The 23,898-nt window shown below is 61.1% G+C and carries 22 protein-coding genes; 9 read left to right on the forward strand and 13 right to left on the reverse strand.

Annotated features, from left to right (window positions below; genetic code table 11):
* Positions 1-922: 922 nt before the first annotated feature.
* On the forward strand, positions 923-2,245 hold the full coding sequence (gene hemN, locus AC3CCE_RS02595; protein WP_352627090.1) for an oxygen-independent coproporphyrinogen III oxidase: 1,323 nt from the start codon (positions 923-925) through the stop codon (positions 2,243-2,245).
* Between the two features lie 572 nt (positions 2,246-2,817).
* Here the strand turns inward: hemN and groL are convergent.
* The 11 genes from groL to AC3CCE_RS02650 form a co-directional block, all read right to left on the reverse strand.
* Positions 2,818-4,482, reverse strand: a complete 1,665-nt coding sequence (gene groL / locus AC3CCE_RS02600) for a chaperonin GroEL (RefSeq protein WP_352627092.1) — start codon at positions 4,480-4,482, stop codon at positions 2,818-2,820.
* Between the two features lie 62 nt (positions 4,483-4,544).
* Positions 4,545-4,841, reverse strand: coding sequence for a co-chaperone GroES (gene groES, locus AC3CCE_RS02605; protein ID WP_019863563.1), 297 nt, complete (start codon positions 4,839-4,841; stop codon positions 4,545-4,547).
* Positions 4,842-5,271: 430 nt separating this feature from the next.
* The gene (locus tag AC3CCE_RS02610; RefSeq protein ID WP_352445627.1) at positions 5,272-6,255 is read right to left on the reverse strand and encodes a beta-ketoacyl-ACP synthase III; all 984 of its coding nucleotides are present in this window, start codon (positions 6,253-6,255) and stop codon (positions 5,272-5,274) included.
* Positions 6,252-7,517 (reverse strand): adenosylmethionine--8-amino-7-oxononanoate transaminase, encoded by a 1,266-nt coding sequence (locus tag AC3CCE_RS02615; protein ID WP_352627094.1) that lies wholly within the window; start codon positions 7,515-7,517, stop codon positions 6,252-6,254. Before AC3CCE_RS02615 ends, AC3CCE_RS02610 begins: the two co-directional genes overlap by 4 nt.
* On the reverse strand, positions 7,517-8,152 hold the full coding sequence (gene bioD, locus AC3CCE_RS02620) for a dethiobiotin synthase (protein ID WP_352447895.1): 636 nt from the start codon (positions 8,150-8,152) through the stop codon (positions 7,517-7,519). The genes AC3CCE_RS02615 and bioD overlap by 1 nt, the downstream gene beginning before the upstream one ends.
* The gene (locus tag AC3CCE_RS02625) at positions 8,149-9,300 is read right to left on the reverse strand and encodes an 8-amino-7-oxononanoate synthase (protein ID WP_352627097.1); all 1,152 of its coding nucleotides are present in this window, start codon (positions 9,298-9,300) and stop codon (positions 8,149-8,151) included. The genes bioD and AC3CCE_RS02625 overlap by 4 nt, the downstream gene beginning before the upstream one ends.
* The gene (gene bioB, locus AC3CCE_RS02630; RefSeq protein ID WP_031209003.1) at positions 9,297-10,310 is read right to left on the reverse strand and encodes a biotin synthase BioB; all 1,014 of its coding nucleotides are present in this window, start codon (positions 10,308-10,310) and stop codon (positions 9,297-9,299) included. Before bioB ends, AC3CCE_RS02625 begins: the two co-directional genes overlap by 4 nt.
* 92 nt (positions 10,311-10,402) lie before the next feature.
* Positions 10,403-11,257, reverse strand: a complete 855-nt coding sequence (gene nadC / locus AC3CCE_RS02635; protein ID WP_023807057.1) for a carboxylating nicotinate-nucleotide diphosphorylase — start codon at positions 11,255-11,257, stop codon at positions 10,403-10,405.
* Complete coding sequence (locus AC3CCE_RS02640; protein WP_352515373.1) at positions 11,257-12,798, reverse strand: L-aspartate oxidase; 1,542 nt, start codon at positions 12,796-12,798, stop codon at positions 11,257-11,259. The genes nadC and AC3CCE_RS02640 overlap by 1 nt, the downstream gene beginning before the upstream one ends.
* Positions 12,795-13,769 carry a quinolinate synthase NadA gene (gene nadA, locus AC3CCE_RS02645; RefSeq protein WP_352627100.1) on the reverse strand — a complete coding sequence of 325 codons (975 nt, stop codon included), beginning with the start codon at positions 13,767-13,769 and terminating at the stop codon, positions 12,795-12,797. The genes AC3CCE_RS02640 and nadA overlap by 4 nt, the downstream gene beginning before the upstream one ends.
* A 67-nt stretch (positions 13,770-13,836) precedes the next feature.
* Positions 13,837-14,805, reverse strand: coding sequence for an NUDIX hydrolase (locus AC3CCE_RS02650; RefSeq protein ID WP_023673634.1), 969 nt, complete (start codon positions 14,803-14,805; stop codon positions 13,837-13,839).
* Positions 14,806-14,967: 162 nt separating this feature from the next.
* Between AC3CCE_RS02650 and panB the strand changes: the two genes are divergently transcribed.
* The 7 genes from panB to AC3CCE_RS02685 all read left to right on the forward strand — a co-directional run bounded on the left by panB (position 14,968) and on the right by AC3CCE_RS02685 (position 20,242).
* A complete protein-coding gene (gene panB, locus AC3CCE_RS02655; RefSeq protein WP_023707031.1) occupies positions 14,968-15,828 on the forward strand; it encodes a 3-methyl-2-oxobutanoate hydroxymethyltransferase in 861 nt (286 codons plus the stop codon).
* Positions 15,825-16,688: a pantoate--beta-alanine ligase gene (gene panC, locus AC3CCE_RS02660; RefSeq protein WP_352627103.1), complete on the forward strand. Its 864-nt coding sequence runs from the start codon at positions 15,825-15,827 to the stop codon at positions 16,686-16,688. Before panB ends, panC begins: the two co-directional genes overlap by 4 nt.
* A gap of 93 nt (positions 16,689-16,781) precedes the next feature.
* On the forward strand, positions 16,782-17,507 hold the full coding sequence (locus tag AC3CCE_RS02665; RefSeq protein ID WP_286456140.1) for a LuxR family transcriptional regulator: 726 nt from the start codon (positions 16,782-16,784) through the stop codon (positions 17,505-17,507).
* Between the two features lie 92 nt (positions 17,508-17,599).
* On the forward strand, positions 17,600-18,232 hold the full coding sequence (locus tag AC3CCE_RS02670) for an acyl-homoserine-lactone synthase (RefSeq protein ID WP_031206361.1): 633 nt from the start codon (positions 17,600-17,602) through the stop codon (positions 18,230-18,232).
* 22 nt (positions 18,233-18,254) lie between these two features.
* Positions 18,255-18,629, forward strand: coding sequence for a transcriptional regulator domain-containing protein (locus AC3CCE_RS02675; protein WP_352627105.1), 375 nt, complete (start codon positions 18,255-18,257; stop codon positions 18,627-18,629).
* 58 nt (positions 18,630-18,687) lie between these two features.
* Positions 18,688-19,098 (forward strand): DUF2285 domain-containing protein, encoded by a 411-nt coding sequence (locus AC3CCE_RS02680; RefSeq protein ID WP_023808079.1) that lies wholly within the window; start codon positions 18,688-18,690, stop codon positions 19,096-19,098.
* A 169-nt stretch (positions 19,099-19,267) separates the two neighbouring features.
* Positions 19,268-20,242 (forward strand): hypothetical protein, encoded by a 975-nt coding sequence (locus AC3CCE_RS02685; RefSeq protein ID WP_023708080.1) that lies wholly within the window; start codon positions 19,268-19,270, stop codon positions 20,240-20,242.
* A gap of 437 nt (positions 20,243-20,679) precedes the next feature.
* On the opposite strand, the gene AC3CCE_RS02690 is transcribed toward AC3CCE_RS02685, so the two are convergent.
* On the reverse strand, positions 20,680-21,435 hold the full coding sequence (locus AC3CCE_RS02690; protein WP_352627108.1) for a Crp/Fnr family transcriptional regulator: 756 nt from the start codon (positions 21,433-21,435) through the stop codon (positions 20,680-20,682).
* Positions 21,436-21,547: 112 nt separating this feature from the next.
* Complete coding sequence (locus tag AC3CCE_RS02695) at positions 21,548-21,760, reverse strand: hypothetical protein (protein WP_155921670.1); 213 nt, start codon at positions 21,758-21,760, stop codon at positions 21,548-21,550.
* 1,440 nt (positions 21,761-23,200) lie between these two features.
* On the opposite strand from AC3CCE_RS02695, the gene bluB reads away from it, so the two are divergent.
* Complete coding sequence (gene bluB, locus AC3CCE_RS02700; protein WP_023807046.1) at positions 23,201-23,836, forward strand: 5,6-dimethylbenzimidazole synthase; 636 nt, start codon at positions 23,201-23,203, stop codon at positions 23,834-23,836.
* Positions 23,837-23,898 lie beyond the last annotated feature (62 nt).

Here is a 23,898-nt window from a genome sequence, read left to right on the forward strand (position 1 = left end):
GCCCTGAAGGAAGGCCAAGAATGTAATCTGGTCATTGTTGTCGAATATTTGGTTTTAGCTGCCGATAAGATAATTGCGGCCGAAATGGAGGTATGCAAAATTTTGTACAATCATCACAGTCAACTCAGCTGGTAGAGGTAGGCGTCACAAAGGGTCCTGCATCCGACCGCAAATGACGTGCCAGCCTGACGACCAGCTGCGGCTTGAAGCTCAATTGTGCGGGCGACCTTGGTTCGCACTTCCTGTTTTTTGCCTTGCGGATCCACCCAAGCACGAACGGCAAACGTTTCGGCTACAGTTCGACTGTTCGCTTCGCGACAGTTTCGTTCATGGGACAGCATTGTTTGTGGTGAGCCCGACGATGAGGCATCATGCGGCGGCACCGCTCGGCACCACGCCCTCATTTTGGCGAGCTGATGGTCAACAACTACGCGCTGCAGCCTTGCACCAAAGCCAGTAGGGCGCCTGCCTTGCCATTGCGGCGGACAGGACTGTCGCGCCGAGCAGGTTCTCGTCCTGAAAGCGGCGCGCCACAGCTAATGCATCTTGCCAGCAATTCAAACGACGAGCTCATCGACATGGCAGAGTTCACTAAGGGGACCGGCACTATCTGGCGAGCAAAATCTGGTCCCAAGCCCGTATGTCTCGCCCATTGCGGCAGCTGCGCTCAGCAGAATCTCCGAGGCGCAGGTGAAGGGAAGGGATGGGATAGTCGAACAAAAGGGGCGTGTGAGGGTCTGACGGATCACCATCATCAGTTGGTGACCAGGTGCTCAGACCATCGCTGTCCAGCCTAAGACTGAACGGCGCCCATTGCTAAAAAGATCTAGATTCGAGCCCAAACGGAACGGACTGACATAGCGCAAGGACCCAGGCGGGCGCGGTGGGTAGGGTTGGTTGTTATCAGTATGGGATTGTGCCTTTGCAGACCACGAAATATCGAGAGGCCCGGCTGCCTTGGTACACTATCTATCCCACTGTGTCGGAGTTCTCTGCGGCGGTCGGGGCCGAGGCTTATCAGGAATGGCTCGGGAACTTGCCGGCTGATGATCCGGTGTCACTCTATCTGCACGTTCCGTTCTGCCGATCAGCGTGCTGGTATTGCGGCTTCCCCACAACCATCACCCGCCATGATGCGCCCATCCTCAACTATCTGGCGGCGCTGCGTGACGAGATCCGTCTGGTTTCGGAGCGAGTGCCGCAGACGCTGCCCGTGAGCGACATACATTTCGGCGGCGGAACGCCGTCTCTCATCGGACCCGCCGAGTTCCTCGCTTTGATGGAGTTCCTGCGACGCCGCTTCGCCATCTCGAAAACAGCTACGGTCGCCATCGAGATCGATCCACGCACGCTCACGCCCGAGATGGCGGAAGCCTTGGGAGCGGCCGGCGTGAACCGCGCGAGCCTGGGCGTACAGAGCTTCGATCCCATTGTTCAAAAAGCGGTCAACCGAATCCAGAGCGAGGCCCAGACATCGGCTGCCGTGGAAATGCTGCGCCGGCATGGAGTAAACCGGATCAACTTCGACCTCATCTACGGCCTGCCGCGTCAAACGGTGGAGTCGTGCGTCGAGACGGCGAGGGCGGCGGTCGCCATGCGCCCCGACCGGCTTGCCTTGTTCGGCTACTCGCACATCCCATCACAAATAAGGAATCAGCGCCTCATCGAGGCGGAATTTCTTCCCGACAGCGCTGCCCGCGCTGAACAGTATGCGGCTGTCGCGGTAACGCTGATTGCCGCCGGCTACCGAGAGATCGGGCTCGACCATTTCGCCTTGCCGCACGACGAGCTCGCGCTGGCACAGGAAACCGGTCGCCTGCGGCGTAACTCGTTGGGCTACTCGGCCGACACCTGCAGAACCCTGATCGGTTTCGGCGCGTCCGCTATCGGCCGCATGGGCGAAGGGTACGTCCAAAACGAAGTTACGCGGGATTCCTACATCCAGCGCATCGCATCTGGCAGACTGGCGACTTCGAAGGGCCATCGCCTCACAGACGACGACCGCGTGCGAGCCGCAATCATCGAGCGGCTAATGTGCGATTTCGAGGCTGACGTGCCGGCAATCTGTGTCGCCCACGGATCTGATCCGATCCGTCTTCGCGGTTCAGATGAGCGTTTGGCGATGCTGGCCAAGGACGGAATAGTGGACTTCGAAAACCGTTTTGTCCGCGTACGGCGGGAGCATCGCTTTGGGATTCGCGCTGTCGCTGCCGCATTCGATGCTTTCTCGACAAACAGGGCCTGATGTATACCCCCCGGTGAGGGCAAGCACACAACGCGGAAGCTAAAACAGGGAGTATCTATTGCCCCATAGAACGAGCCGCCTATCCCGTGGTGCTGGGTTGCGTCACAATAGGCACTCGGCCGCAGGATTTGCGGCGGCGTGCGCGCCAAAATCTTGACTCGACTATCGCGAGGGCAAGATCTATGAGACTGGGCTGGCGCTGCTATGGCTGACGCTGCATGCCCGCTATTGGCCTGAAAGGGCCGCGTGGTCGAGCATGGCGTCGGCAGGGATCGCCTCAGCCGCGTTTCTCGTCCTGCTCAGATGACGCCTCAGAGACATCCATACCGCTGAAGGCCAGCAAATTTGTAGGTCGAGGCCACCTTTTGTCCTGGTTCCTACCCAACTGTTCCGCTGCTGAGCGAAATCCTTCAACTCCAAATCGGCCGAGCGTTTTTCCTCCTGTTGCGTTGGTGCGTAAGTTCGAAAGAGATCCTCGGGGACTGCACCTACAAGGTGTCGATCATGTTCGGCACACAAGGACAGGGCGGCATTGCTGCCGCCCTGTCCGCTGTGAGTTGATAGGGGCTGGATTAAAAATCCATACCGCCCATCCCGCCCATGCCGCCCATGCCGCCGCCGCCCATGCCGCCAGGCATGCCGCCGCCAGCCGACTCCTTCTTGGGAGCCTCCGCGATCATGGCTTCGGTGGTGACGAGCAGGCCGGCGACCGAAGCCGCGTCCTGGAGAGCGGTGCGAACGACCTTGACCGGGTCGACGATGCCCATGGCGATCATGTCGCCATACTCGCCGGTCTGGGCGTTGTAGCCGTAGGTCGCGCCCTTGTTGTCGAGGATCTTGCCGGCGACGATCGAAGCTTCAGCACCTGCGTTCGAAGCGATCTGACGGGCCGGAGCCTGCAGTGCACGACGAACGATGTTGATGCCGGCAGCCTGGTCGGCATTGACGCCGGCAACCTTGATGTTGGCCGAAGCGCGCAGGAGAGCGACGCCGCCGCCTGCAACGATGCCTTCTTCCACGGCCGCACGGGTCGCGTTGAGGGCGTCATCGACGCGGTCCTTCTTTTCCTTGACTTCGACTTCCGTCGCGCCGCCGACGCGGATCACCGCAACGCCGCCGGCGAGCTTCGCCAGACGTTCCTGCAGCTTCTCCTTGTCGTAGTCCGACGTGGTCTCTTCGATCTGCTGCTTGATCTGGGCAACGCGGCCCTGGATCTCGTCCTTCTTGCCGGCGCCGTCGACGATGGTGGTGTTCTCCTTGGAGATCGACACCTTCTTGGCGCGGCCGAGCATGTTGAGGCCGACATTCTCGAGCTTGATGCCGAGGTCTTCCGAGATGACCTGGCCACCGGTGAGGATGGCGATGTCTTCCAGCATGGCCTTGCGGCGATCACCGAAGCCCGGCGCCTTGACGGCGGCGATCTTCAGGCCACCACGCAGCTTGTTGACGACCAGCGTGGCCAGAGCCTCGCCTTCGACGTCTTCCGAGATGATGAGCAGCGGCTTGGAGGTCTGCACGACGGCTTCGAGAACCGGCAGCATGGCCTGGAGGTTGGACAGCTTCTTCTCGTGCAGGAGGATGTAGACGTCCTCGAGCTCGGCAACCATCTTGTCGGCGTTGGTGACGAAGTAGGGCGAGAGATAGCCGCGGTCGAACTGCATGCCTTCGACGACTTCCAGCTCGGTCTCGGCGGTCTTGGCTTCTTCAACCGTGATGACGCCTTCGTTGCCGACCTTCTGCATCGCTTCGGCGATCATCTTGCCGACCGACTCGTCGCCATTGCCGGCGATCGTGCCGACCTGGGCAACTTCCTCGGAGGTCTTGATCTTCTTGGCAGCGTTGCCGAGAGCCGCGACGACTTCGGTCACGGCCAGGTCGATGCCGCGCTTCAGGTCCATCGGGTTCATGCCGGCGGCAACCGCCTTGTTACCTTCCTGGACGATCGACTGCGCCAGGACGGTCGCGGTCGTGGTGCCATCACCGGCGATGTCGTTGGTCTTCGAAGCAACTTCGCGGATCATCTGCGCGCCCATGTTTTCGAACTTGTCGGAAAGTTCGATTTCCTTGGCGACGGTGACGCCGTCCTTGGTGATGCGCGGTGCGCCGAACGACTTGTCGATGACGACGTTGCGGCCCTTGGGACCGAGCGTGACCTTCACCGCGTCGGCGAGGATGTTGATGCCGTGAAGCATGCGCTCGCGGGCATCGCGGGAGAATTTTACGTCTTTAGCAGCCATTTTTAGCTCCTGGCAGGGGCTTGCGATCAAGCCCGAAATTCAGTTGACGGTGAGGCCGATAATCAGCCGATGATGCCCATAATGTCGGATTCCTTCATGATCAGAAGGTCTTCGCCATTGAGCTTGACTTCGGTGCCCGACCACTTGCCGAACAGGATGCGGTCGCCGGCCTTGACGTCCAGCGGGACCAGCTTGCCGGCTTCGTCGCGAGCACCTGAACCGACGGCGATGATCTCCCCTTCCTGCGGCTTTTCCTTCGCCGTATCCGGGATGATGATCCCGCCGGCGGTCTTGGATTCGGATTCGACCCGGCGTACGACCACGCGGTCATGCAGCGGCCGGAAATTCGACTTTGCCATTTTTGGATTTCCTTGGTGCGGATGTTGAACGGTGCTCCGTTGCCGGAGCATGCCTAGCACTCAGCCGAAGCGAGTGCTAACGCGGCAATGAGATAAGCCGCAGGCTCCTGCTAGTCAAGACGGAAGAGCAAAGAGCAAAGAGAAAAGAGAAGACAGCAAAGAGCAGCCAGAAAAGAGCGTGTAAGCATCGAGCCTTTTATGTGAACAATGTCGGGTATCCGACATATATGAGGCGGCTCACCCTTTGTAATTGAGCTTTATTCAGATGGTACGGTTGGTGCAACGGGTGTTGCATTTGAATTCATCCAGAGGCTCGCACGGGTCGTGCTGCGTCAGCTTGGTCATGTCGAGCTTCAGAAGGCCATTTTGGCATTGGTTCTGTTGCACCTATTGCCATTCATGACCAGTCCTGCGCGCGTGAGCCGGCCGACTAGATTCCAACCACGAGAGCGCCGCCGCTGAGACCCGCACCGGCCGCCGCCAGAAGGATTTTCTCTCCTGGCTGGAATGGCTTCATCTGGTTGGCGAGCGAGAGCGACAGCGGGACCGTCGCGGCCGAAGAGTTGCCGTATTCGGCAATCGTCTTGACAATTGCTTGGTCAGCAATGCCGAGGTTTCTTCCGACCGCGCCGAAAATCCGAGTATTGGCCTGATGCGGCACAAACCGGCCGACATTGTGTGGCCGCACTCCCGCAGCGGCTAGCGCGGTTGTCGAGCAATCGGTCATCATCTCGACGGCCTTTGCGAATATTTCGGGCCCGTCGGTCATCGTCATCCGGGTCTGCCCGAGGTCGAGGTCGCCATGGAACGGCGTGTTGCTTCCTCCTGCGGGAATCTGGATCAGCCCGTAGCGCGAGCCGTCCGAAGCCACCGAGGCACCGAGAATGCCCCGATCAGCATCATCGCACTGACCGATCACCAGGGCGCCGGCGGCATCGGCGAACAAGACTGAGCTCGCGCGCTCGGCTGGATTGATGCGGCGGCTGAGAATGTTGGCGGCGATGACCAGCGCTGGTTTGCCATGCAGGCGGGTGAACCCGTCCGCAAACATGAGCGCATAGATGAAGCCAGCGCAGGCGCCGGTCAGATCGACCGCGCCTGCGCGGCCAAGGCCAAGCTTATGTGCGACCAGCGGCGCGCTGGGCGGCAGAAGATGGTCGGGCGTCGAGGTGGCAAGCAACAGCAGACCGATGTCGTGGCGCGCAATACCGGCGTTCACCAGCGCCATGTCGCCAGCCCGGGTGGCAAGACCCGACAGCGTGTCTTCGTCCGTTGCCCAGAAGCGCGAACGGATTCCGGTACGCCTTTCGATCCAGCCCGGCTCGAGGCCGAGATTGCTCTCGATCTCGGCATTGGCCACCTTGCGCCCAGGCACGTGATGGCCAAGTCCGAGAATGCGCGACGACTTGCTCATGGCCTGGACCCGAAGCGTTCCCCGGCCTCCTCGATGGCGTCATAGACTCGTTCGAGCTCGTCGTCTGCGATGCAATAGGGTGGCAGAAGGTAGAGGACATTGCCGAGCGGGCGCACAAGCAGGCCGCGCTCGAGGAAGAAAGCGCGCAGCTTCGGACCAATCTCGGCGAGATAACCTGCGGAACCGGTTCGCAGGTCGAGCGCCGCGATCGTTCCCGTGGCTCGACAGCCCGCAAAATATGGATTGTCCCGAAAGCGTTGCAGCCCGACGGCCTGCATCACGCTCAAGGCCGTGATCCGCTCGGCCACTGGCTCGTCGCGCCAGATCTCGACATTGGCGAGTGCTGCCGCACAGGCAATCGGATTGGCGGTGTAGGAGCTCGAATGGAAAAACGTCTTCTTCCGGTCCTCGGAATAGTGCGCCCGGAAGATGGCATCGGTGACAAGCGTTACGGCCAGCGGGATGGTGCCGCCGGTCAACCCTTTGGAGGTGCACAGGATATCTGGAGAAATCGATGCCCGCTCGCAGGCGAACATGGTTCCGGTGCGTCCCCAGCCAGTCATCACCTCGTCGGCGATCAGCAGCGTGCCGGAGGCCTCAGTGATCTTCTTCAATTCGGCCAGAACCGATGCTGGATACATCAGCATGCCGCCGGCGCCCAGCACCAGCGGCTCGACGATCAAGGCTGCGGCTCGTCGATCGCGGGTCACAGCCTCGAAACGATCCAGCGTCTCCTGCTCGTGCCCCGCGGCCGGAAAGGGGATGATGTCGACCTCGAACAGCAAGGGTTCGTAGGCGGCGTTGAACACGCCACGCGCACCGACGCTCATCGTTCCGATCGTGTCACCATGATAGCTGTGCTCCATGACGACGATGCGCGAGCGCGGCGCGCCGATGTTGCGGAAATAACCGAGCGCCATCTTCAGCGCGACTTCGACTGAGGTCGAGCCACTGTCGGAATAGAACACCCAGTCGAGTCCAGCGGGAGCGAGGCCGACAAGCGCCTTGGCCAAGCGCTCTGCCGGCTCGTGCGTGAAGCCCGCAAAGATAATCTGGTCGAGGCTCGACGCGGTTGTCTCGATTGCCTTCATGATGCGGGGATGGCGGTGGCCATGTGTGACGACCCACCAGGAGGAGATGGCGTCCAGGATGCGGGCGCCGTCGGCCCTGTGGAGATAGGCGCCCTCAGTCAGGACGATTTCTGGGATCGCAGGCTCGAGCGCGTGCTGGGTGAAGGGATGCCACACATGAGACTGCGACATCAGTCACCTCCAGCAATCGAGGCGAAGGCGAAGCCGGCAACCATTGCGTCCCTCAGTGTTTTGCCCGTCAGCACATCCAGGTGCGGCAGCCTGCCGAGCTGCGGCGCACCGCTGAATTCCACGATGGTCCGTTGCGTATCGGCCATCTCATCGCCGATGAAAGCGATGCCCGCCAACGGGATGGAGCGGGCGCGGAGCGCCTCGACCGAGAGCAAGGTGTGGTTGATGGTGCCGAGCGTGGTGCGGGCGCACAGAATAACTGGCAGCCGCCATTCAGCGAAGATGTCGATGAACCTTGTGCGCCGGTTGAGCGGCACCATCAGGCCGCCGGAGCCTTCGATGACGAGCGGCGTCGGTAGGACGGGAAAAGCAAGATCGGCAGCCTTGATCGCCACGCCGTCGATCTCGGCCGAACGATGCGGCGACAGCGGGCTCCGCAAGCGGTAGGCTTCCGGCAGCACGCGCTCTGAGGGCAAGCCGGCAAGCCGCGCGACCACCTCGCTGTCGGTCTCGCCGTCGAGGCCCGATTGCACCGGTTTCCAGTAAAAGCCGTCCAGCAAACCGGCGAGCCCAGCCGCAAACACGGTCTTGCCAACTCCAGTATCCGTTCCGGTGATGACGATGCGTTGGGTCATATCGCCTCCGGTGATGTTTGGGCCAACACCTCGACCAGCGCCTCGACCATGGCGGAAATGTCGGCTTCGCCAATATTGAGCGTCAGTGAGATGCGCAGCCGCGACGTGCCCTCGGGCACGGTCGGAGGACGAACGCCGCGTATGTCGAAGCCGCGGGCCTGCAGGCGCGCCGACACTGCCATGGTGCGCCTGACATCGCCGATTACTAAGGGCTGGATCTGTGAGCCGCTTGGTGTCACACCCCAGCGATTGACCAACCGGCCGGCGCTGGCGACGCGTTCATGCAGCTGAACACGCCGCATAGGCTCGTCGGCCAGCATTGCGAGTGCCTCGCGCGCCACGACCGCCATCAGTGGCGATGGCGCGGTCGCGTAGATGAATGGCCGGCAACGGTTGATCAGATATTCGCACAGTGCCCTCGGCCCGGTCACGAGCCCACCAGATGCGCCGAGCGCCTTGCCGCAGGTGTGGAGCACTATGATGTTGTCGCGGCCCTCGAAAGCGGCGGCAAGCCCCCGGCCGTCCGGTCCCCAGACGCCGGTGGCATGCGCCTCATCAATGACGATGAATGCGCCGTGCCGATCGGCAAGCGCGACCAGGCTCTCCAAAGGCGCGCAGTCGCCATCCATGCTGTAAAGGCTTTCCACCGCGATCCAGACGCATCCCATGCCGCCTGCGACGCGCCAACGTGTAATCGCATCCTCGACAGCGGTGGCGTCGTTGTGCGCGGCCAGCACGAACTGTGCGCGTCCGGCCTGCGCACCCTCATGCATGCTGGCATGGGCGAGCTCATCGAGGACCAAAAGATCGCCCTTCTGCGGCAGGGCGCTCAGCAGAGCGAAGTTGGCGATGTAGCCGCTTCCGAAGAACAGCGCGCGGTCGGCTCCAAAGAATGCCGCCGCGTCTGCCTCGAGCTGCTCGTGTTCCGGTGCATTGCCGCGCAACAGCCGCGACCCGGTGGCGCCAACCGGCGTGCCCCGCGCAATCGCCGCCACAACCGCATCGCCAAGTCTTCTGGACGCGGCCAGCCCGAGATAGTCGTTCGACGAGAAGTCCAGCCCGGCGCGGGGCGAAAGCGTCCGCAGCCGGTCCTTGCGCGCTAGGCCCTGCAAGGTCGCATCATAACGGGCAAGCGGCGCCCCGTTCATTGCGCCTCGAGTTCCATCGGATCGATGCCAAGGCGCCGGAACAGCAGGGTATCCTTGTCCTCACCGGGATTGTCCGCCGTCAGCAGCGTGTCGCCGAAGAAGATTGAGTTGGCGCCGGCAAAAAAGCACAGCGCCTGCATCTCGTCGGTCATCGCGGTGCGGCCGGCGGACAGACGGACATGCGATTTCGGCATCATGATGCGCGCCAGCGCGATCACGCGCACGAATTCGATCGGCTCAATGGGCTTGGCGTCTGCAAGCGGCGTACCGGCGATCGGGATCAGCATGTTGATTGGAACGCTTTGCGGATGTTCCGGCAGATTGGCCAGCGTCACCAGCATGTCGATCCGGTCCACCGGCTCCTCGCCCATGCCGACAATGCCTCCACAGCAGACCTTGATGCCGGATTTGCGAACGTGCTCAAGCGTCTCAAGCCGCTCGGCAAAGCTCCGCGTACCGATGATCTCGCTATAGTAGCGTTCTGACGTGTCGATGTTATGGTTGTAGTAGTCGAGACCCGCCTGCTTCAGTCGAGCGGCTTGCTCAAGATCGAGCATGCCGAGTGTCATGCAGGTCTCCAGGCCCAGCGCCTTGACGCCTTCGACCATCGCCACCACGGCATCCATGTCGCGCGCCTTGGGGTTTCGCCAGGCCGCGCCCATGCAATAACGGGTGGCGCCGGCATCACGCGCCTTGGTCGCTTCGGCGATGACGCGCCTGACATCCATCAGCTTGGACGCCTCCAACCCGGTTTCGTGACGCGCCGACTGGCTGCAATAGCCACAATCCTCCGGGCATCCTCCGGTCTTGATGCTGAGCAGCCGGCTGAGCTGGACCTTGTTTGGATCGAAATTCTGCCGGTGCACCGTTTGCGCCAGGAAGAGGAGATTGTTGAAGGGGGCATGGTAAAGTGCCTGAGCCTTCTCCAAGGTCCACGCTCCAGGGTCAGGCGGGTCAGGGGATTGAGCCTGTGGCGATGTCTGCGTTGAACTTGCCGTTTGCATCTCCATGCTGTTCCTCCGGTCTGCCTTGCGGGTCTTTGCTATCTGACTATGATGATCGGAAAGGACAGTTGACCCGATCCTGTTCGTTACTCAGACAATCATGAGCCCCGATGGTCGAGGCCGATATCCAGGATCGGCGCGCTGTGGATGAGTCGGCCGACCGAAATCAGATCAACGCCGGTCGCGGCAACCGCTCGCGCTGTATGCGACGTGATCCCGCCAGAAGCCTCGGTGATAGCGCGGCCACCGACCATTGCGACGGCGCGGCGAAGATCGGGGAGGGACATGTTGTCGAGCAGAACCGCATCGGGAGCGAAGCCAAGTACCTCCTCCAACTGGGCCAGAGTATCGACTTCGACTTCGATCTTGACGAGATGACCGGCCGCTCTTCGTGCTCGCTCGAGCGCTGGCCGGACGCCGCCTGCGATGGCGATGTGGTTGTCCTTGATCAAAATTGCATCGTCCAGGCCGAAGCGGTGATTGGACCCGCCACCTGCGCGCACGGCATACTTTTCGACTGCCCGCAATCCGGGCGTTGTCTTGCGGGTGCAGACGATCTTCGCGCCATATCCACGAACCGCAGCGACGATCGATGCCGTTGCTGTGGCGATGCCGCTCAGATGGCACAAAAAATTGAGTGCCGTCCTTTCCGCTGTGAGAATGGCTCGGGCCGGGCCAACCACTGATGCAATGACCTCTCCATCCACGACATTGCAGCCGTCTGCCCGCTCCACGGAGATTTCGACACCAGGATCAATCATGCCGAAAGCGAGCATCGCCAGATCGATGCCGGCGACAACTCCGGACTGTCGCGCCACCAACACGGTTCCCGCTTGGTATTCCTTCGGGACGATGGCGTCCGTGGTCAAGTCGCCGGCTCTGCCAAGGTCTTCAAGAAGAGATGCCCGGACAAGCGGCTCAAGCAGGACCGTGGGGAGCGGTGAGAGCATCATCACTTTGCACCTTCGGAGCTTGGCGAGTGTCCGAGTGCCCGCGCAGCCGCCAAGGCGGCTTCGAGCGTGATTTCGGACCGTCGGGCGGCAGTCGCATGATGAGGAAAATCTGTCCGGTAATGAGCGCCGCGGCTTTCTTCGCGCAACAAGGCGGCAACAGCAATCATTAGCCCGACAGCCGCCGGATCCGAGACCGCATCCTTGCTTTCGGCGAGCGGCAATAAGGCACGCGCGGCTGCTTTCAACCCTTGACCATCCCGGACGATGCCGAGTGCGCGCGACAGAAAAACGCGCACGGCTATCGGAGCGGGCGGTGGGTAAACGTTCGCAAACGCAGGCCTTGTTCTGCGCGCAGGCGTTCCGGCGACGCTTTCAGCGACCCAGCGGGCGCACACGATTGCCTCGGTCAAGGAATTGCTGGCGAGCCTGTTGGCGCCATGCAGTCCTGTCGAAGCGACTTCGCCGCAGGCCCACAGCCCCTTGACGGAGGTCCTGCCCGAGCAGTCCACGGCAACGCCACCCATGTGGTAGTGTTGGGCCGGACGAATAGGGATGAGATCGCGCGCGGGATTGATTCCCGCTCCAAGGCAGGCTGATGCGATTGTCGGGAAATGTCGAGCGAATGCCGGGCCTGGCCGTTGTCGGGCATCGAGAAAAACATGGTGGCCGTCCGCAAGATGGTTCCACACGGCGCGGGCCAAGACATCGCGAGGCGCAAGTTCCGCCCCTGGCACGCTCTGGAGAAAAGCCTGGCCGGTTTCATCGATCAGGGCAGCACCTTCGCCTCGCACAGCCTCGCTGACCAGCGCCATAGGCCGTTCTGGGCCGTCAAGGGCGGTCGGGTGGAACTGGATGAATTCGAGGTCGGCTAGGACAGCTCCAGCGCGGGCCGCAAGCGCAAGGCCTTGTCCGCAACTGCCCCAAGGGTTCGTGGTGTCGAGAAACAGTCCCCCGATGCCACCGGTGGCGAGGACGACCCGCCGTGAGCCGAAGAAGAAAGGTGCGATCGAACAGCTCGCCCAGACGCCTCGGATCGCATTCTCTCGCACGGCGAGCCGGCGCGCTTCCACGCCCTCCACGACAACTATCGACGGAGTGGAACGCACAGCCGCGATCAGCGCACGCATGATCTCACGCCCGGTGCCGTCCCCATGCGCATGAACGATGCGACGTCGGCTGTGTGCGGCCTCCAATCCGAGGCACAGTGATCCTTCCGGCGTGCGGTCAAAGCGAACCCCAAAGCCCGCAAGCCCCTCTATGGCCTTGGGCGCGGCTTGGAGGATGCGGCTCGCCACGTCTCTGTCGCAGAGACCATCCCCTGCGGCAACCGTATCGGCCAGGTGCATTGCCGGATCGTCGTCTTCGCCGAAACTTGCAGCCAGGCCCCCCTGGGCCCAGTTGCTCGAGTTGTCAGCTCCCAGCAGCGACCTTGACAGAAGAAGCACCGGCTCCGGCGACAGTTGAAGCGCGGTCATCAGTCCGGCGATGCCGCCGCCGATGATGATGGGCCGCCCGAAGAAGCTGCGGAGGTCGGCGCTCAAACTGCCAGCATCCGTTCGACCGCTAGCCGCGCGCGCCCGGCGATCCCGGGTTCGACGGTTACGACATGGTGGTTCTGCTCGAGCGCCGTGCGGATGTTGGCAAGCGTGATCCGCTTCATATGCGGGCACAAATTGCAGGGCCGGATGAACTCGACCTTTGGGTGCGCTAACGCGACGTTGTCGCTCATTGAGCATTCCGTCATCAGCACGACACGTGGCGGCCTTTGCCTTTCGACATAGTCGGACATGGCAGCCGTCGAGCCGGAAAAATCTGCTTCAGCCACGACGTCGGGCGGGCATTCGGGATGGGCGAGCACGACCACGCCGGGATGGCTTTCGCGCAACTCGCGGATGTCGGCCGGTGTAAAGCGCTCATGCACCTCGCAACGCCCTTTCCAGGGGATGATCTGCACATCTGTCTGGGCGGCGATATTCTGGGCCAGATATTCGTCCGGCAACATGATCACCCGGGGAACCCCAAGGGATTCGACGACCGCCTTGGCGTTGCCGGATGTACAGCAGATATCCGACTCGGCCTTCACTTCGGCGGACGTATTTACATAAGTGATGATCGGAACGCCGGGATAACGCTGGCGCATCAAGCGCACGTCTTCTGCCGTGATTGAGTCCGCCAACGAGCAACCGGCGCTGAGATCCGGAATGAGCACGGTCTTGCCCGGATTAAGGAGCTTGGCCGTTTCGGCCATGAAATGGACGCCGGCCAGCACGATGACTTGCGCCTCGACCGTCGCAGCCGTGCGGGCTAGTGCCAAGCTGTCGCCGACGATGTCGGCCACGCAGTGGAAGATCTCGGGTGTCTGATAGTTGTGCGCCAGAATGATCGCGTTGCGCTCGCGCTTCAGCGCAAGGATCGCCTCGATATCCTCGGCGAAAGCCGGCCATTCGATCGGCGGGATCACTCGTCGGACGCGCTCGTAGAGCAACGCGGCCGTAGGCAGCATGGCGCCCATAGACCCCCTCCCGCTTATACTCTAACTGAAAATAACCAGCATATACTTGCTGTGAGTATAAGGGATGTCAACCCCGCGCCAGCGGCAATTTTGTCCCGGCGATGAGCCTATCGTCGAGAACGGCGTGGCGGAAACGGAAAAGCTTCGCTGGCCGGCCGCCGGTCTCAGTGGTGGCCTCTCCGGTCTCCTCGACCAGCTCCTGCTGTTCGATCAGTCGGCGAAAGTTCGGCTTGTGGATGAGCCTGCCGGCGAGCGCCTCCACGGTTCGCTGCAGCTGCAAAAGCGTGAAGACCGGCGGCATCAGCTCAAAGACGACTGGGCGGTATTTGATCTTGGAGCGCAGCCGCGCAATGCCGGTCGCCACGATGCGGCGATGATCGGCGACCATGGACTTGCTGGGCACCAGCGGCGGGGGTCCTGCGTCCCGCCCTCTTACGGCCTCTTGGACCAGGCCTGCTTCGTAGACTAACTCATAGCGTTGAAGCGTGAGTTCCTCGTTCCAAAGGCGGTCGTCGAAGCCAAAGGCTATCGTCGCCCGCTGCCAGCGTTCACGTCGCGTGGCCGAATCGCCAACGCCGTTTGCCCATTCGATCAGGCGCGGCCGCAGAACGTCCAGCACGACCGCAGGCGTGCCGGAGCGGTGGTCCTCCCATGGAAAATATTCATACCAACTCTGCCATCCGCACTTGGGCGAGCCCGCTGCCTGTTCCTTGCGCGTCAATGCGAGATAGCTGATGGAGATGACGCGCTGCTGGCGCTCGGCGCCGATGCGATCCCGATCCGCGAACGTGTAGAGTTGCTCAATGTACCCCAGCCGATGGCCGGTTTGCTGCTCGACCCACCCCCTCAAGCCGGATTGCAGCGATCGGTGCTCAAGCGCAAAGGGACCGGAGGGCAAGGTGTCCGCCTGGCCGATGGTGAGGACACAGGGTTGACTGCCGTTTACGGCGACCACAAAGGCGATCAAGTCCACTTTGACGTTGTCGGCCTTGCCGGCGGCTCTGTCTTTCCTGAGTCCTATTGCCTGATCGTCCATTATTTGGCCAGCTCGGGGGCACCTTAATCGATTTAGTGTAAGCGTGCCAATTGGCACGTCAACACCCCGCAGCTGCATGGCCATTTTTTTGCTCTTCGCACCTGCACAAAAATGTGCCAAAGGCGACAGCCGCAGCTGGTAACGTAGGGGAAGGAGGGTCCCATGAGCGCTTATGGTGACACCAGGGCGATCACACCGCCGGATATTCGTTCGCGCAAAGGTGGGACGCCGCTCGTCTGCCTTACCGCCTACACCACCCCAGTCGCCCGGCTTGTCGATCCCCATTGTGATGTGGTGCTCGTCGGCGACAGCGTCGGCATGGTTCTCCACGGCCTGCCCTCGACGCTCGGTGTCACGCTGGAGATGATGATCACGCACGGCCAGGCGGTGCGCCGTGGCATCAAGCAGGCGCTGATGGTGGTCGACCTGCCGTTCGGTTCCTACGAGGAAAGCCCAGAGCAGGCTTTCCGCAATGCCGCGCGCGTCATGGCCGAGACCGGCTGCACGGCCGTCAAGCTCGAAGGCGGCGAAGCGATGGCAGAGACGATCGGCTTCCTCGCCGCACGCGGCGTGCCCGTCATGGCCCATGTCGGATTGACGCCGCAGGCCATCAACACCATCGGTGGCTACCGCGTACAGGGCAGGGGCGGGGATGCCGAGCGCATCAGGCGCGACGCAATTGCGGTGGGCGAAGCGGGCGCCTTTGCGGTCGTCCTGGAGAAGGTTCCTGAGGCGCTCGCCCGCCGGATCACCAAGGAGGTGGCGACCCCGACCATTGGCATCGGTGCCTCGGCAGCCTGTGACGGCCAGATTCTCGTCGTCGACGACATGCTGGGCCTCTTCGGCGACTTCCGGCCCAAGTTCGTCAAGCGTTATGCTGAACTCCGGGAGGCGGCTGCGGCTGCGATCGCTTCCTATGCGCGCGAGGTGAAGGAGCGCCAGTTTCCCGCCGCAGAGCACGTGTTTGCCGATGCGCCCAAGCCCGCCGACACGGACGCCACCAAGAGCGGAGAAGCAGCGTGAGCGTGCCGATCGTCAGGAGCGTTGACCAGCTTCGCGAAAGCGTCGCCGCATGGCGCTGCGAAGGTGTGAGGATAGCCCTGGTGCCAACGATGGGCGTCCTGCATGAGGGCCATCTCAGCCTGGTGCACGCTGCACTCGAGAAGGCAGACCGTGTGATAGTGACGCTCTTCGTCAACCCGAAGCAATTCAACAGCCAGGCCGATCTTGCCGCGTATCCCCGCACCGAGAACGAGGATGCCGCCAAACTGGCACCGGTTGGCGCGCACCTGCTTTATGCGCCAGATGCAGAGGAGATGTATCCGGCGGGCTTCGCCACCACCGTTTCGGTTTGCGGTGTCAGCGAAGGCCTGTGCGGTACATTCCGGCCGGGGCATTTCGACGGCGTGGCGACCGTCGTCGCCAAGCTCTTCCTGCAGACCAGCGCTGACTTCGGCTTCTTTGGCGAAAAGGACTTTCAGCAAATTCACCTGGTCAGGCGCATGGCCCGGGATCTCGATATTCCAATCACCATTGTTGCCTGTCCGACAGTCCGTGAAGCCGACGGTCTTGCGCTAGCATCGCGCAATGTGCGGCTCTCGCCAGCGGAACGCGCTGTTGCTCCCAAGCTATCATCGGTCCTGCTCAAGACGGCTGAGCGGCTTGAGCGCGGCTCACCCATCATGCCAACGCTTGCAGAATCTCGCGCAGCAATTCTAACTGCAGGCTATCGCGAGGTCGAATACCTGGAACTCCGCGATGAGGCAGATCTGCAGCCGATAACAAGCCTCGATCGACCGGCACGGTTGCTTGCCGCCGCCTGGCTCGGCGGCACACGGCTCATAGACAACGTCAGACTATTTCGGATTGGTTCAACAGATTAGCCACGTTCTCGGCACGCGCCGTATTCGTCCGGGATCATCTAAAACAAGGTCTCTGCCTGGCATTGAGCGTTACGGAGGTTACGCACAGGACACATGCATCGCGTGTTTGAGAACTTCGTCGAGCAACTGTCTGCAAGTGTTGATGCTGCCGATCTCTGTGAGGCAATGGCCTCCGCTGCAGCCGGCTTCGACTTCCCGCTATTCGCCTATTTCACCTACCCGTCAGCCTCCGGCGACGCCCCCCAATTGATTTCAAACTATCCTTCATCCTGGACGTCACGTTATCTGCAACAGCGGTACCACAGTCTCGATCCGGTCATCCTGCGCGGGCTGCAAGGCTGGGATACATTCGATTGGGGTGTGGATCGCGCTCGGCACTGTCTGCCGAATTCGCAGCAACAAATTCTAGAGAGTGCGGCTGAGTTTGGCATCTGCGGCGGCCTGACGATGTCCATGCATGATCATCTCGGCCGGTTTGCTGCCCTGACCTTTGCTTCCGACGAGTCCCGTCCGCCTCTGTTGCGGTCACTGGCACGTTACGAAAAAGCATTGCAGCTGGTGGCCATCAACTTTCATATCCATGTCCGGCGCAGGCTCGCCGATCATCGCGTGGTGGATGGTGTAACGCTCACCCCGCGGGAGTTCGAGTGCCTGAAATGGGCGGCGCGCGGCAAGTCGGCTTGGGATACTAGCCAGCTTCTCGGCGTCTCAAAGCGCACCGTGACCTTTCATCTGGAAAACGCCAAGGCAAAGTTTGGCGTTCGAACGATCAACCAAGCCGTTGCACGAATGGCTGCCTCCGGCCTGACGAGATCCTGATTCTCAGCCACGATACCTGTAAACCTCTACAGGCTGCATCGATGTCAGCTTTGCCCTTCGATGGCGGGAACACATCCCACATGGAGGCGACCATGATGCAACTGATAGCACCAGACTTTTACAACGAGTTTGCAGGCGAACTCAAAGAGATGCATGGGCTCAGGTTTCGGGTCTTCAAGGAAAGGCTCGATTGGGAAGTTGATACCGAAGACCAGATGGAATCCGATCCGTTTGATGCTCTCAAGCCTGTCTATCTGCTCCTCAAAGGATCCGACTGGCGAATTCGCGGTTGCGTGCGTCTTCTGCCCAGCACCGGACCCACAATGTTGCGCGACACCTTCCCGGTGCTGCTGGGTGCTGACGTCGTGCCCTCGACCACCGACATATGGGAGAGCAGTCGTTTCGCGCTCGATCTTCCTCCGTCGGCGCCCAAGGCAGCGGGCGGGCTGGCCCAGGCGACCTACGAGCTCTTCGCGGGCATGATCGAGTTCGGCTTGGCCAAGGATCTGACCCGGATCGTAACGGTGACGGACACGCGCATGGAGCGGATCCTCCGCCTTGCTACGTGGCCATTGTCGCGCATCGGAGAACCCAAGTGCGTCGGCAAAACGGAGGCGGTGGCTGGGTTTCTCGAGATTTCCCACGCGAGCCTTTTGCGAATCCGCAGCAGGGGACGTCTGAGCGGACCGGTACTTTGGCAACCGGTTCTAGGCCCGTCAGCATAGCGCCATTGTGGACACCTGTGCCATGAAGGATGCTGGTTTGCCCAAGGAAGCGACGGTCGGCGTTGTATGCTGGCCGGACTGGCGTTGCCAGGACGCTTACCACTACGCCAGACGATTGCCACGGACTGGCTGGGCCTGGGAGTTTCTTCGGCGCAATCCACAATTCCAGCGCGACCACGCCAAAATGGCACCGTCCGCCTGCTTTGTCGGAGCCCAGGCCGACATGAAGATAATCGAGTTGACGACAGAATCAGCTTTCCTAAGACAATGGAGCCTCCTTTTTCGCGGACGCGCCACAGTCGGACGCTACATCGGCGAGGGTCTTTTGGGATCCGCGCGATTGCGCCTGTATTCTACGAGCGGCCGCGGAGCCGCTGGGGCTCGACCACGATTTTGAACCGCTTCACCTTTCATCGCTCTCATGCTGCAAGGACATCCTGCTGACAGCTGCGGGCATGCAGCACGTGCTGCTGAGGGAGAACTGCCGGAGTCTGCAGATCGCCGTTTCCGGTGCGTCCGTCCTCCGCCCGTTGCGGCTATATGTCGACGCAATCCTTCAGCCGCAGCACCTCAAGTTCCATGTCGCTGCCCTTCAGTTCCTGAACGACATCAATGATTGCCGCCGCGTGTCAGCTGCTTGCTTTCCGCCGGAACACCGCGGAGCGCGTCTGCGTATTGTACTGCAGGCTTTGGATGGCTCGCTCGCGGGAGCATCTCATCAGGAGGTCGCCATTGCCTTGTTCGGGAGACGCCGTGTCGAAGAAGATTGGCGTCATCCAGGCGGCCATCTTCGCGATCAGGTACGCCGCGCCATCCAACGTGGCCGCTTCCTGATGGGCGGCGGCTACAGACAGTTCCTGAGGTAATTGGGGTGGTTGCGATTGTCTTATCCGAACGCGCAACCTCCATTTCTCACTGCAATGGTGCGTTGCACAAAACGTGGCAAGCGCCTAGTTCTTCCGCGGCGAATCGGGTTTCGGCGAAACACCGGGACCCAACTTCGTCGATAAGTGCATTCATGACCTGAGGACCCCGATGACCGTTATGAACTCCGACAAAGCCGGCGCTGCAAGCCTTGAGACAATCGCGCGAAACGGCAGCATGCTGCGTCGCATAGCCGTACGCATTCCGACCTACCTGTCGGATATTCGCGAAAATCCGGCGTGGCTGCCCATGTTCATGTTGGCGCGCACCATGCCGGCACGGAGAATGCACTGGCGTGGTGCAAAGCCGGTCCGAAGGCCGCAAAGAGCCCAGGACACGATGTTTGCCGGTGTCAATTGCCACGACGTTGTCGACGCGCTGCGGATGGATGGGCTTTTTCCCGGCCTTGTCCTGCCTGCAATGGTGGCTGAAGATGTAGCCGCATTCGCAAGGTGCACACCTTGTTTCGGCAATTTCGATCGCCGACTCGAATTCATGCCGGCGGAGCATGCGGAGGCTGAGGCGCGATTTGGCCGTCCGTTGCTCAGCGGCCATTATTTCGAGCGCATTCTGGGCTGTAAGTCGGCCGTTGCCATCCAAAACGATCCGCTGCTCATGGATATCGCCGCGCACTATCTCGGCGGCCAGGCGACGCTGATCACGACGCGCGTCTGGTGGAGCTTCCCGACCGGCCAGGCGTCGGACGCCGACAAGAACCTGGCTTCGCTCGGCAAATACCATTTCGACCTGGACGACTGGCGGATGCTGAAGTTCTTTTTCTATCTAGTGCCCGTCGACGAGGGGACCGGCCCGCATATCTATGTTCGCGGCAGCCATGATCGCCGCGCCCTCAAGCACCAATTTACGCTTGTAGTCGGCCATCCAGCGCAAGAGATTCTGGACGTCTACGGCAAGCAGAGTCCGGTCACGCTGACCGGCAAGGCCGGTTTCGGTTTCGTCGAGGATCCGTTCGGGTTCCATATGGGCACCGTGCCGTCGCACAGGCCACGGCTGATGATGGAAGTTGGCTTCGGCGTTTCTCCTCCATCGCGCCGCCGCTTCCATGGCGAGCCTGTGATCCGCTGATTTCGAAAAGTCCCGAAACAGCCTTCCCGTTGTGAGGCAAGATAAGGCTATGCGGCTGGCGCAATGAGTCTCGCCATTGCTCCAGCTTCCTCGAGATCGCCTGCCGCGCGAAGCCTCAGATGCTCTTCGAAAACCTCCTCTACGGACCGAGTCATCTCGGGTCTCCTTTGGAGTCACCGGAAGGTGGTGCACAGCCGTATCGTGCTTCGCAATCCTGAACGACTGCGAGGGGCGGTTTGTTCCTCGCGTGGCGCATGCAGCGGTGCCGGCATGACAGCTTCGTCTTGGATCCCGATGCTCGGCAACGTCGGCGGTGAAGGCTCTGTCTAGGCGGCTTACCCGGACATGACTCCAATGCAGGAAATCGACCATCTCCTGTTCGAGCACATTCGTTGGCGATCACCGTCGCGGCGCTACGGACGCCGCGGCGCCTGCGGTCAATGCAGTTTGCCGACTAGCCGAGCGTATTCGGCTTCAGCCCTGCCATATGACCCATCTGCCAGCGCAATTAGACGCGCGCGATCAAGAATGACTATCTCTCCTCGCCTTGAGCGTATCAGACCTTGGCCCTCCAAGGTTTGCAGCGCTATGGTGACGCCGGGCCGCCTGACACCGAGCATAACTGATAAGAACTCGTGCGTAATCGCAAAGCTGTTCCCCTCGACGCGATCATCACACATCACCAGCCATCTTGAGAGCCTATCGACGATGTTCATCCGGGCATTGCTGAGCGCGGTGAAGCTTGCCTGGAGGTGAAAGTAGTGAACGTAGCGGAGCAGAAAACTTCGCAGGGTTGGGCTTGTCAAAAGCGCCTTGGTGAAGAGGCCCGCGTCGATAACAAAGGCTCGGGCTTCTAATTGGACGTAACAATCGTGCGTTGACCGGTCATCGCCCATGATAAGCGCTGAGCCGGTCATACCCTCACAACCTATGATTCCGATCTCAGCTTCAATACCAGGCCGCAGTTCGCCCACCACTGACCCGAGACCGCTCTCGAAGAAGTACACGGTTCTGATTGGAGACCCCGCCACTTCGAGATGCGTCTTCAGTCCAAGGGAGACGCTTTCCAAATGAGGTTGCAGCAAGGCCAAATCTGCCGAGCACATTCGAAGCAGCAGCGAATTGCGATAGATGGAATTTTGGCCGGTGTCGCATTGCGCGGCAGTGTGAGTTTGTGAACTGGAATCTGTCATAGCTCCCTCTCCCTATTGGGGCGGAAGCATGTTGATCGCTCACAGCCGACGGACGCCCTTAGAGTTGCCGTCGATGGCACACTGTATGCCTGCGGACCGCGGGTGTCCCATTTTAACTGCGTTGATCGGCGCCAGCCAGGGTTTGGCGCACCCGCTCTAACGCCGCATTCAAATGCTCCAGAAATTCGTCATCGCTTTTGGTCGCCAAGCCGACTTGTCGAGCGCGAGTTACAATGCGCTCCTGGAGTGAAACCGCTGTCTCGTAGTGGTCGACGATCATCTGAAATGAAGCGCTCATTGGGGCGGATTCAAAGAGCTGTGCCATTGTGGCAATGTAGTTCCGCGATGATGAGAGTCCATGCGGCCGCCGCTTGGGTAACAATCGTACAATATACCCAAGACTGGCCGCGCTCTTTGGTTAGCCTCCCAGTAATCCAGTAGCCTTGCGAGGCGCAGCTTCTCGTCGCCCTTCTCCTCGTGACCCGGCCGACCAGTCCCGGCTTCAGCCATTCCGCCTTGTCCTTCTTATGCTCCTTCGGGACCGGGACGCCGACCTCGCCCTGCACACGATCCCATAGCGTTTGCCTCTTGTCGGCCTTGAAGGCTAACATCGCCCGCCCTTGTAGGACCGCTTTTCAGCCATGATCACCTCGGGGCGCTGAACGAAGCGCGTGCTTGTCGACTCTGTCGGTCGTCGCAGACGCTTACGGAGGCCTCACCGAAGAGGGCGATGCGCACTCCGGCTCGACGACGGCTGTCGCAAATCAGACTGCTGTGGGATGCACCACCATCGATCGGTACTAGGATTCTCAACCTCGGCAATAAGCTCCTCTGTACAGCAAGCGACCTTCCTGCCTAGCAATACCAAAAGTCAAACCCCGCCGCAGATGCATATCCCTGGCAGCACGCGTCGGTCTTTGGCCACGCATCTGCCAAACCGAAATCAAGTAGCCCGCCAGCGCGCGACCCTCAACGCGATCTTGATCATTGCAGTCGGGCAATAACTCATCTCTTTGGAGCTTGGTGGTGATATATAGGCGCCCAAGCCAGCGCTAATATTGCATGGAGCTAAAATGCCCGCTAAGATTTCTTGGGTGTTAGCTGGTGGGTATTTGATGGGGTTTGGTCGTCTAGGCGCGGTCGCTCTGGTTCTGGCGTTATTCATCAGCAGCGCTCATGGCCAAGAATCCTGCGACCCTAACTACACAGGCGCCTGTGTTCCAATCGCCAGCGATGTCGACTGTTCCTCCGGAAAGGGCAATGGTCCCGCATACGTACACGGGCCGGTCTCTGTCGTAGGCACCGATATCTATGATCTTGACCGAGACGGCGACGGGATAGGTTGCGAAAACGGCTAGAGGAGGCAAGTCGCCTTCCAACTTCATGACGGCACCAGCCCATCCGCGGTTTATGGTAACGGTCACCTCCGAGTTGAGGGTGAGCAACGTTCCCAGCCATTTGCATCAAATATTAGGACCTTCTAAATGCGACATGGCGACTCTGCGGTACGACGGTCGAACACCGTCCACGTCTCATCCGTCTCCTGCCATACGTTTGTCAGTTGGTAGCTGATTGTAGAATGTGCCAGTAACTGGGGATGCTCATCGCGTTCCACATGCGCGAGCCCTGATGCGCGTCAGTTATTTTTACTCTCCGAGAGGGGTCGCATGACGCGATTGTCGGACGCAACAAGCCAGCTTGGCAATAGGCAGAGGCTGTCCACACTGCACTCCCTAGTGCCCAATCCATACCTAACGAGACCGCCATGCCGTCACCTCCAGATTTCACCGACGATTTTCGCTCCGGGCTGATCACGCTGCTGCGCTGGCGCAGGGATGTGCGGCGCTTCGAGCCAACGGCTCTGCCAGAGGGTACGCTGGAACGCCTGCTCGAGCTCGCCAGCATTGCGCCCTCCGTTGGCCTCAGCCAGCCCTGGCGCTTCGTAGTGGTCGAGAGCCTCAAGCGGCGCACTGCCGTGAGAGACTGCTTCGAGCGCTGCAATGCCGAGGCGCTCACGCGCTTTTCGGGAGAGCGCGCCGCACTCTATGCCCGGCTGAAGCTTGCCGGGCTCGACGAGGCGCCCTGTCAATTCGCGGTCTTCGCCGACCACACGACCCGACAAGGCCATGGGCTCGGTCGCATGACCATGGCGGCGACCATCGACTATTCGGCCGTCATGGCAGTGCACACACTGTGGGTGGCGGCGCGGGCGGAGGGCATCGGCATGGGCTGGGTGTCGATCCTCGATGCGACCGAGATGGCCGAAATTCTCGACACGCCGCCCGAATGGACGCTGATCGGCTATTTCTGCCTCGGCTATGCCAGCGAGGAGCACGACATGCCGACCTTGGAACGCGAATGCTGGGAACATCGGCGGCCGCCGGTGGTGATCAGGCGGTAGTGGGGCTGCCTATCATTCGCCTCTTCCGTGGCGATGAGCTTGACGCAGATCGGGTCGCCCTT

It is taken from the genome of Mesorhizobium sp. P160187 (assembly GCF_057766425.1).

What these genes read in the sequence shown, in the direction of transcription:
- AC3CCE_RS02685 (WP_023708080.1), top strand. Translation starts at nt 19,268, where the DNA reads ATGACCGTTATGAACTCCGACAAAGCCGGCGCTGCAAGCCTTGAGACA.
- bioD (WP_352447895.1), bottom strand. Translation starts at nt 8,152, where the DNA reads ATGACCCAACGCATCGTCATCACCGGAACGGATACTGGAGTTGGCAAG.
- AC3CCE_RS02695 (WP_155921670.1), bottom strand. Translation starts at nt 21,760, where the DNA reads ATGGCACAGCTCTTTGAATCCGCCCCAATGAGCGCTTCATTTCAGATG.
- groES (WP_019863563.1), bottom strand. Translation starts at nt 4,841, where the DNA reads ATGGCAAAGTCGAATTTCCGGCCGCTGCATGACCGCGTGGTCGTACGC.
- AC3CCE_RS02680 (WP_023808079.1), top strand. Translation starts at nt 18,688, where the DNA reads ATGCAGCACGTGCTGCTGAGGGAGAACTGCCGGAGTCTGCAGATCGCC.
- AC3CCE_RS02690 (WP_352627108.1), bottom strand. Translation starts at nt 21,435, where the DNA reads ATGACAGATTCCAGTTCACAAACTCACACTGCCGCGCAATGCGACACC.
- nadA (WP_352627100.1), bottom strand. Translation starts at nt 13,769, where the DNA reads ATGGGCGCCATGCTGCCTACGGCCGCGTTGCTCTACGAGCGCGTCCGA.
- panB (WP_023707031.1), top strand. Translation starts at nt 14,968, where the DNA reads ATGAGCGCTTATGGTGACACCAGGGCGATCACACCGCCGGATATTCGT.
- AC3CCE_RS02615 (WP_352627094.1), bottom strand. Translation starts at nt 7,517, where the DNA reads ATGTCGCAGTCTCATGTGTGGCATCCCTTCACCCAGCACGCGCTCGAG.
- AC3CCE_RS02670 (WP_031206361.1), top strand. Translation starts at nt 17,600, where the DNA reads ATGATGCAACTGATAGCACCAGACTTTTACAACGAGTTTGCAGGCGAA.
- AC3CCE_RS02610 (WP_352445627.1), bottom strand. Translation starts at nt 6,255, where the DNA reads ATGAGCAAGTCGTCGCGCATTCTCGGACTTGGCCATCACGTGCCTGGG.
- AC3CCE_RS02625 (WP_352627097.1), bottom strand. Translation starts at nt 9,300, where the DNA reads ATGAACGGGGCGCCGCTTGCCCGTTATGATGCGACCTTGCAGGGCCTA.
- AC3CCE_RS02665 (WP_286456140.1), top strand. Translation starts at nt 16,782, where the DNA reads ATGCATCGCGTGTTTGAGAACTTCGTCGAGCAACTGTCTGCAAGTGTT.
- bioB (WP_031209003.1), bottom strand. Translation starts at nt 10,310, where the DNA reads ATGGAGATGCAAACGGCAAGTTCAACGCAGACATCGCCACAGGCTCAA.
- groL (WP_352627092.1), bottom strand. Translation starts at nt 4,482, where the DNA reads ATGGCTGCTAAAGACGTAAAATTCTCCCGCGATGCCCGCGAGCGCATG.
- bluB (WP_023807046.1), top strand. Translation starts at nt 23,201, where the DNA reads ATGCCGTCACCTCCAGATTTCACCGACGATTTTCGCTCCGGGCTGATC.
- AC3CCE_RS02675 (WP_352627105.1), top strand. Translation starts at nt 18,255, where the DNA reads ATGAAGGATGCTGGTTTGCCCAAGGAAGCGACGGTCGGCGTTGTATGC.
- nadC (WP_023807057.1), bottom strand. Translation starts at nt 11,257, where the DNA reads ATGATGCTCTCACCGCTCCCCACGGTCCTGCTTGAGCCGCTTGTCCGG.
- AC3CCE_RS02650 (WP_023673634.1), bottom strand. Translation starts at nt 14,805, where the DNA reads ATGGACGATCAGGCAATAGGACTCAGGAAAGACAGAGCCGCCGGCAAG.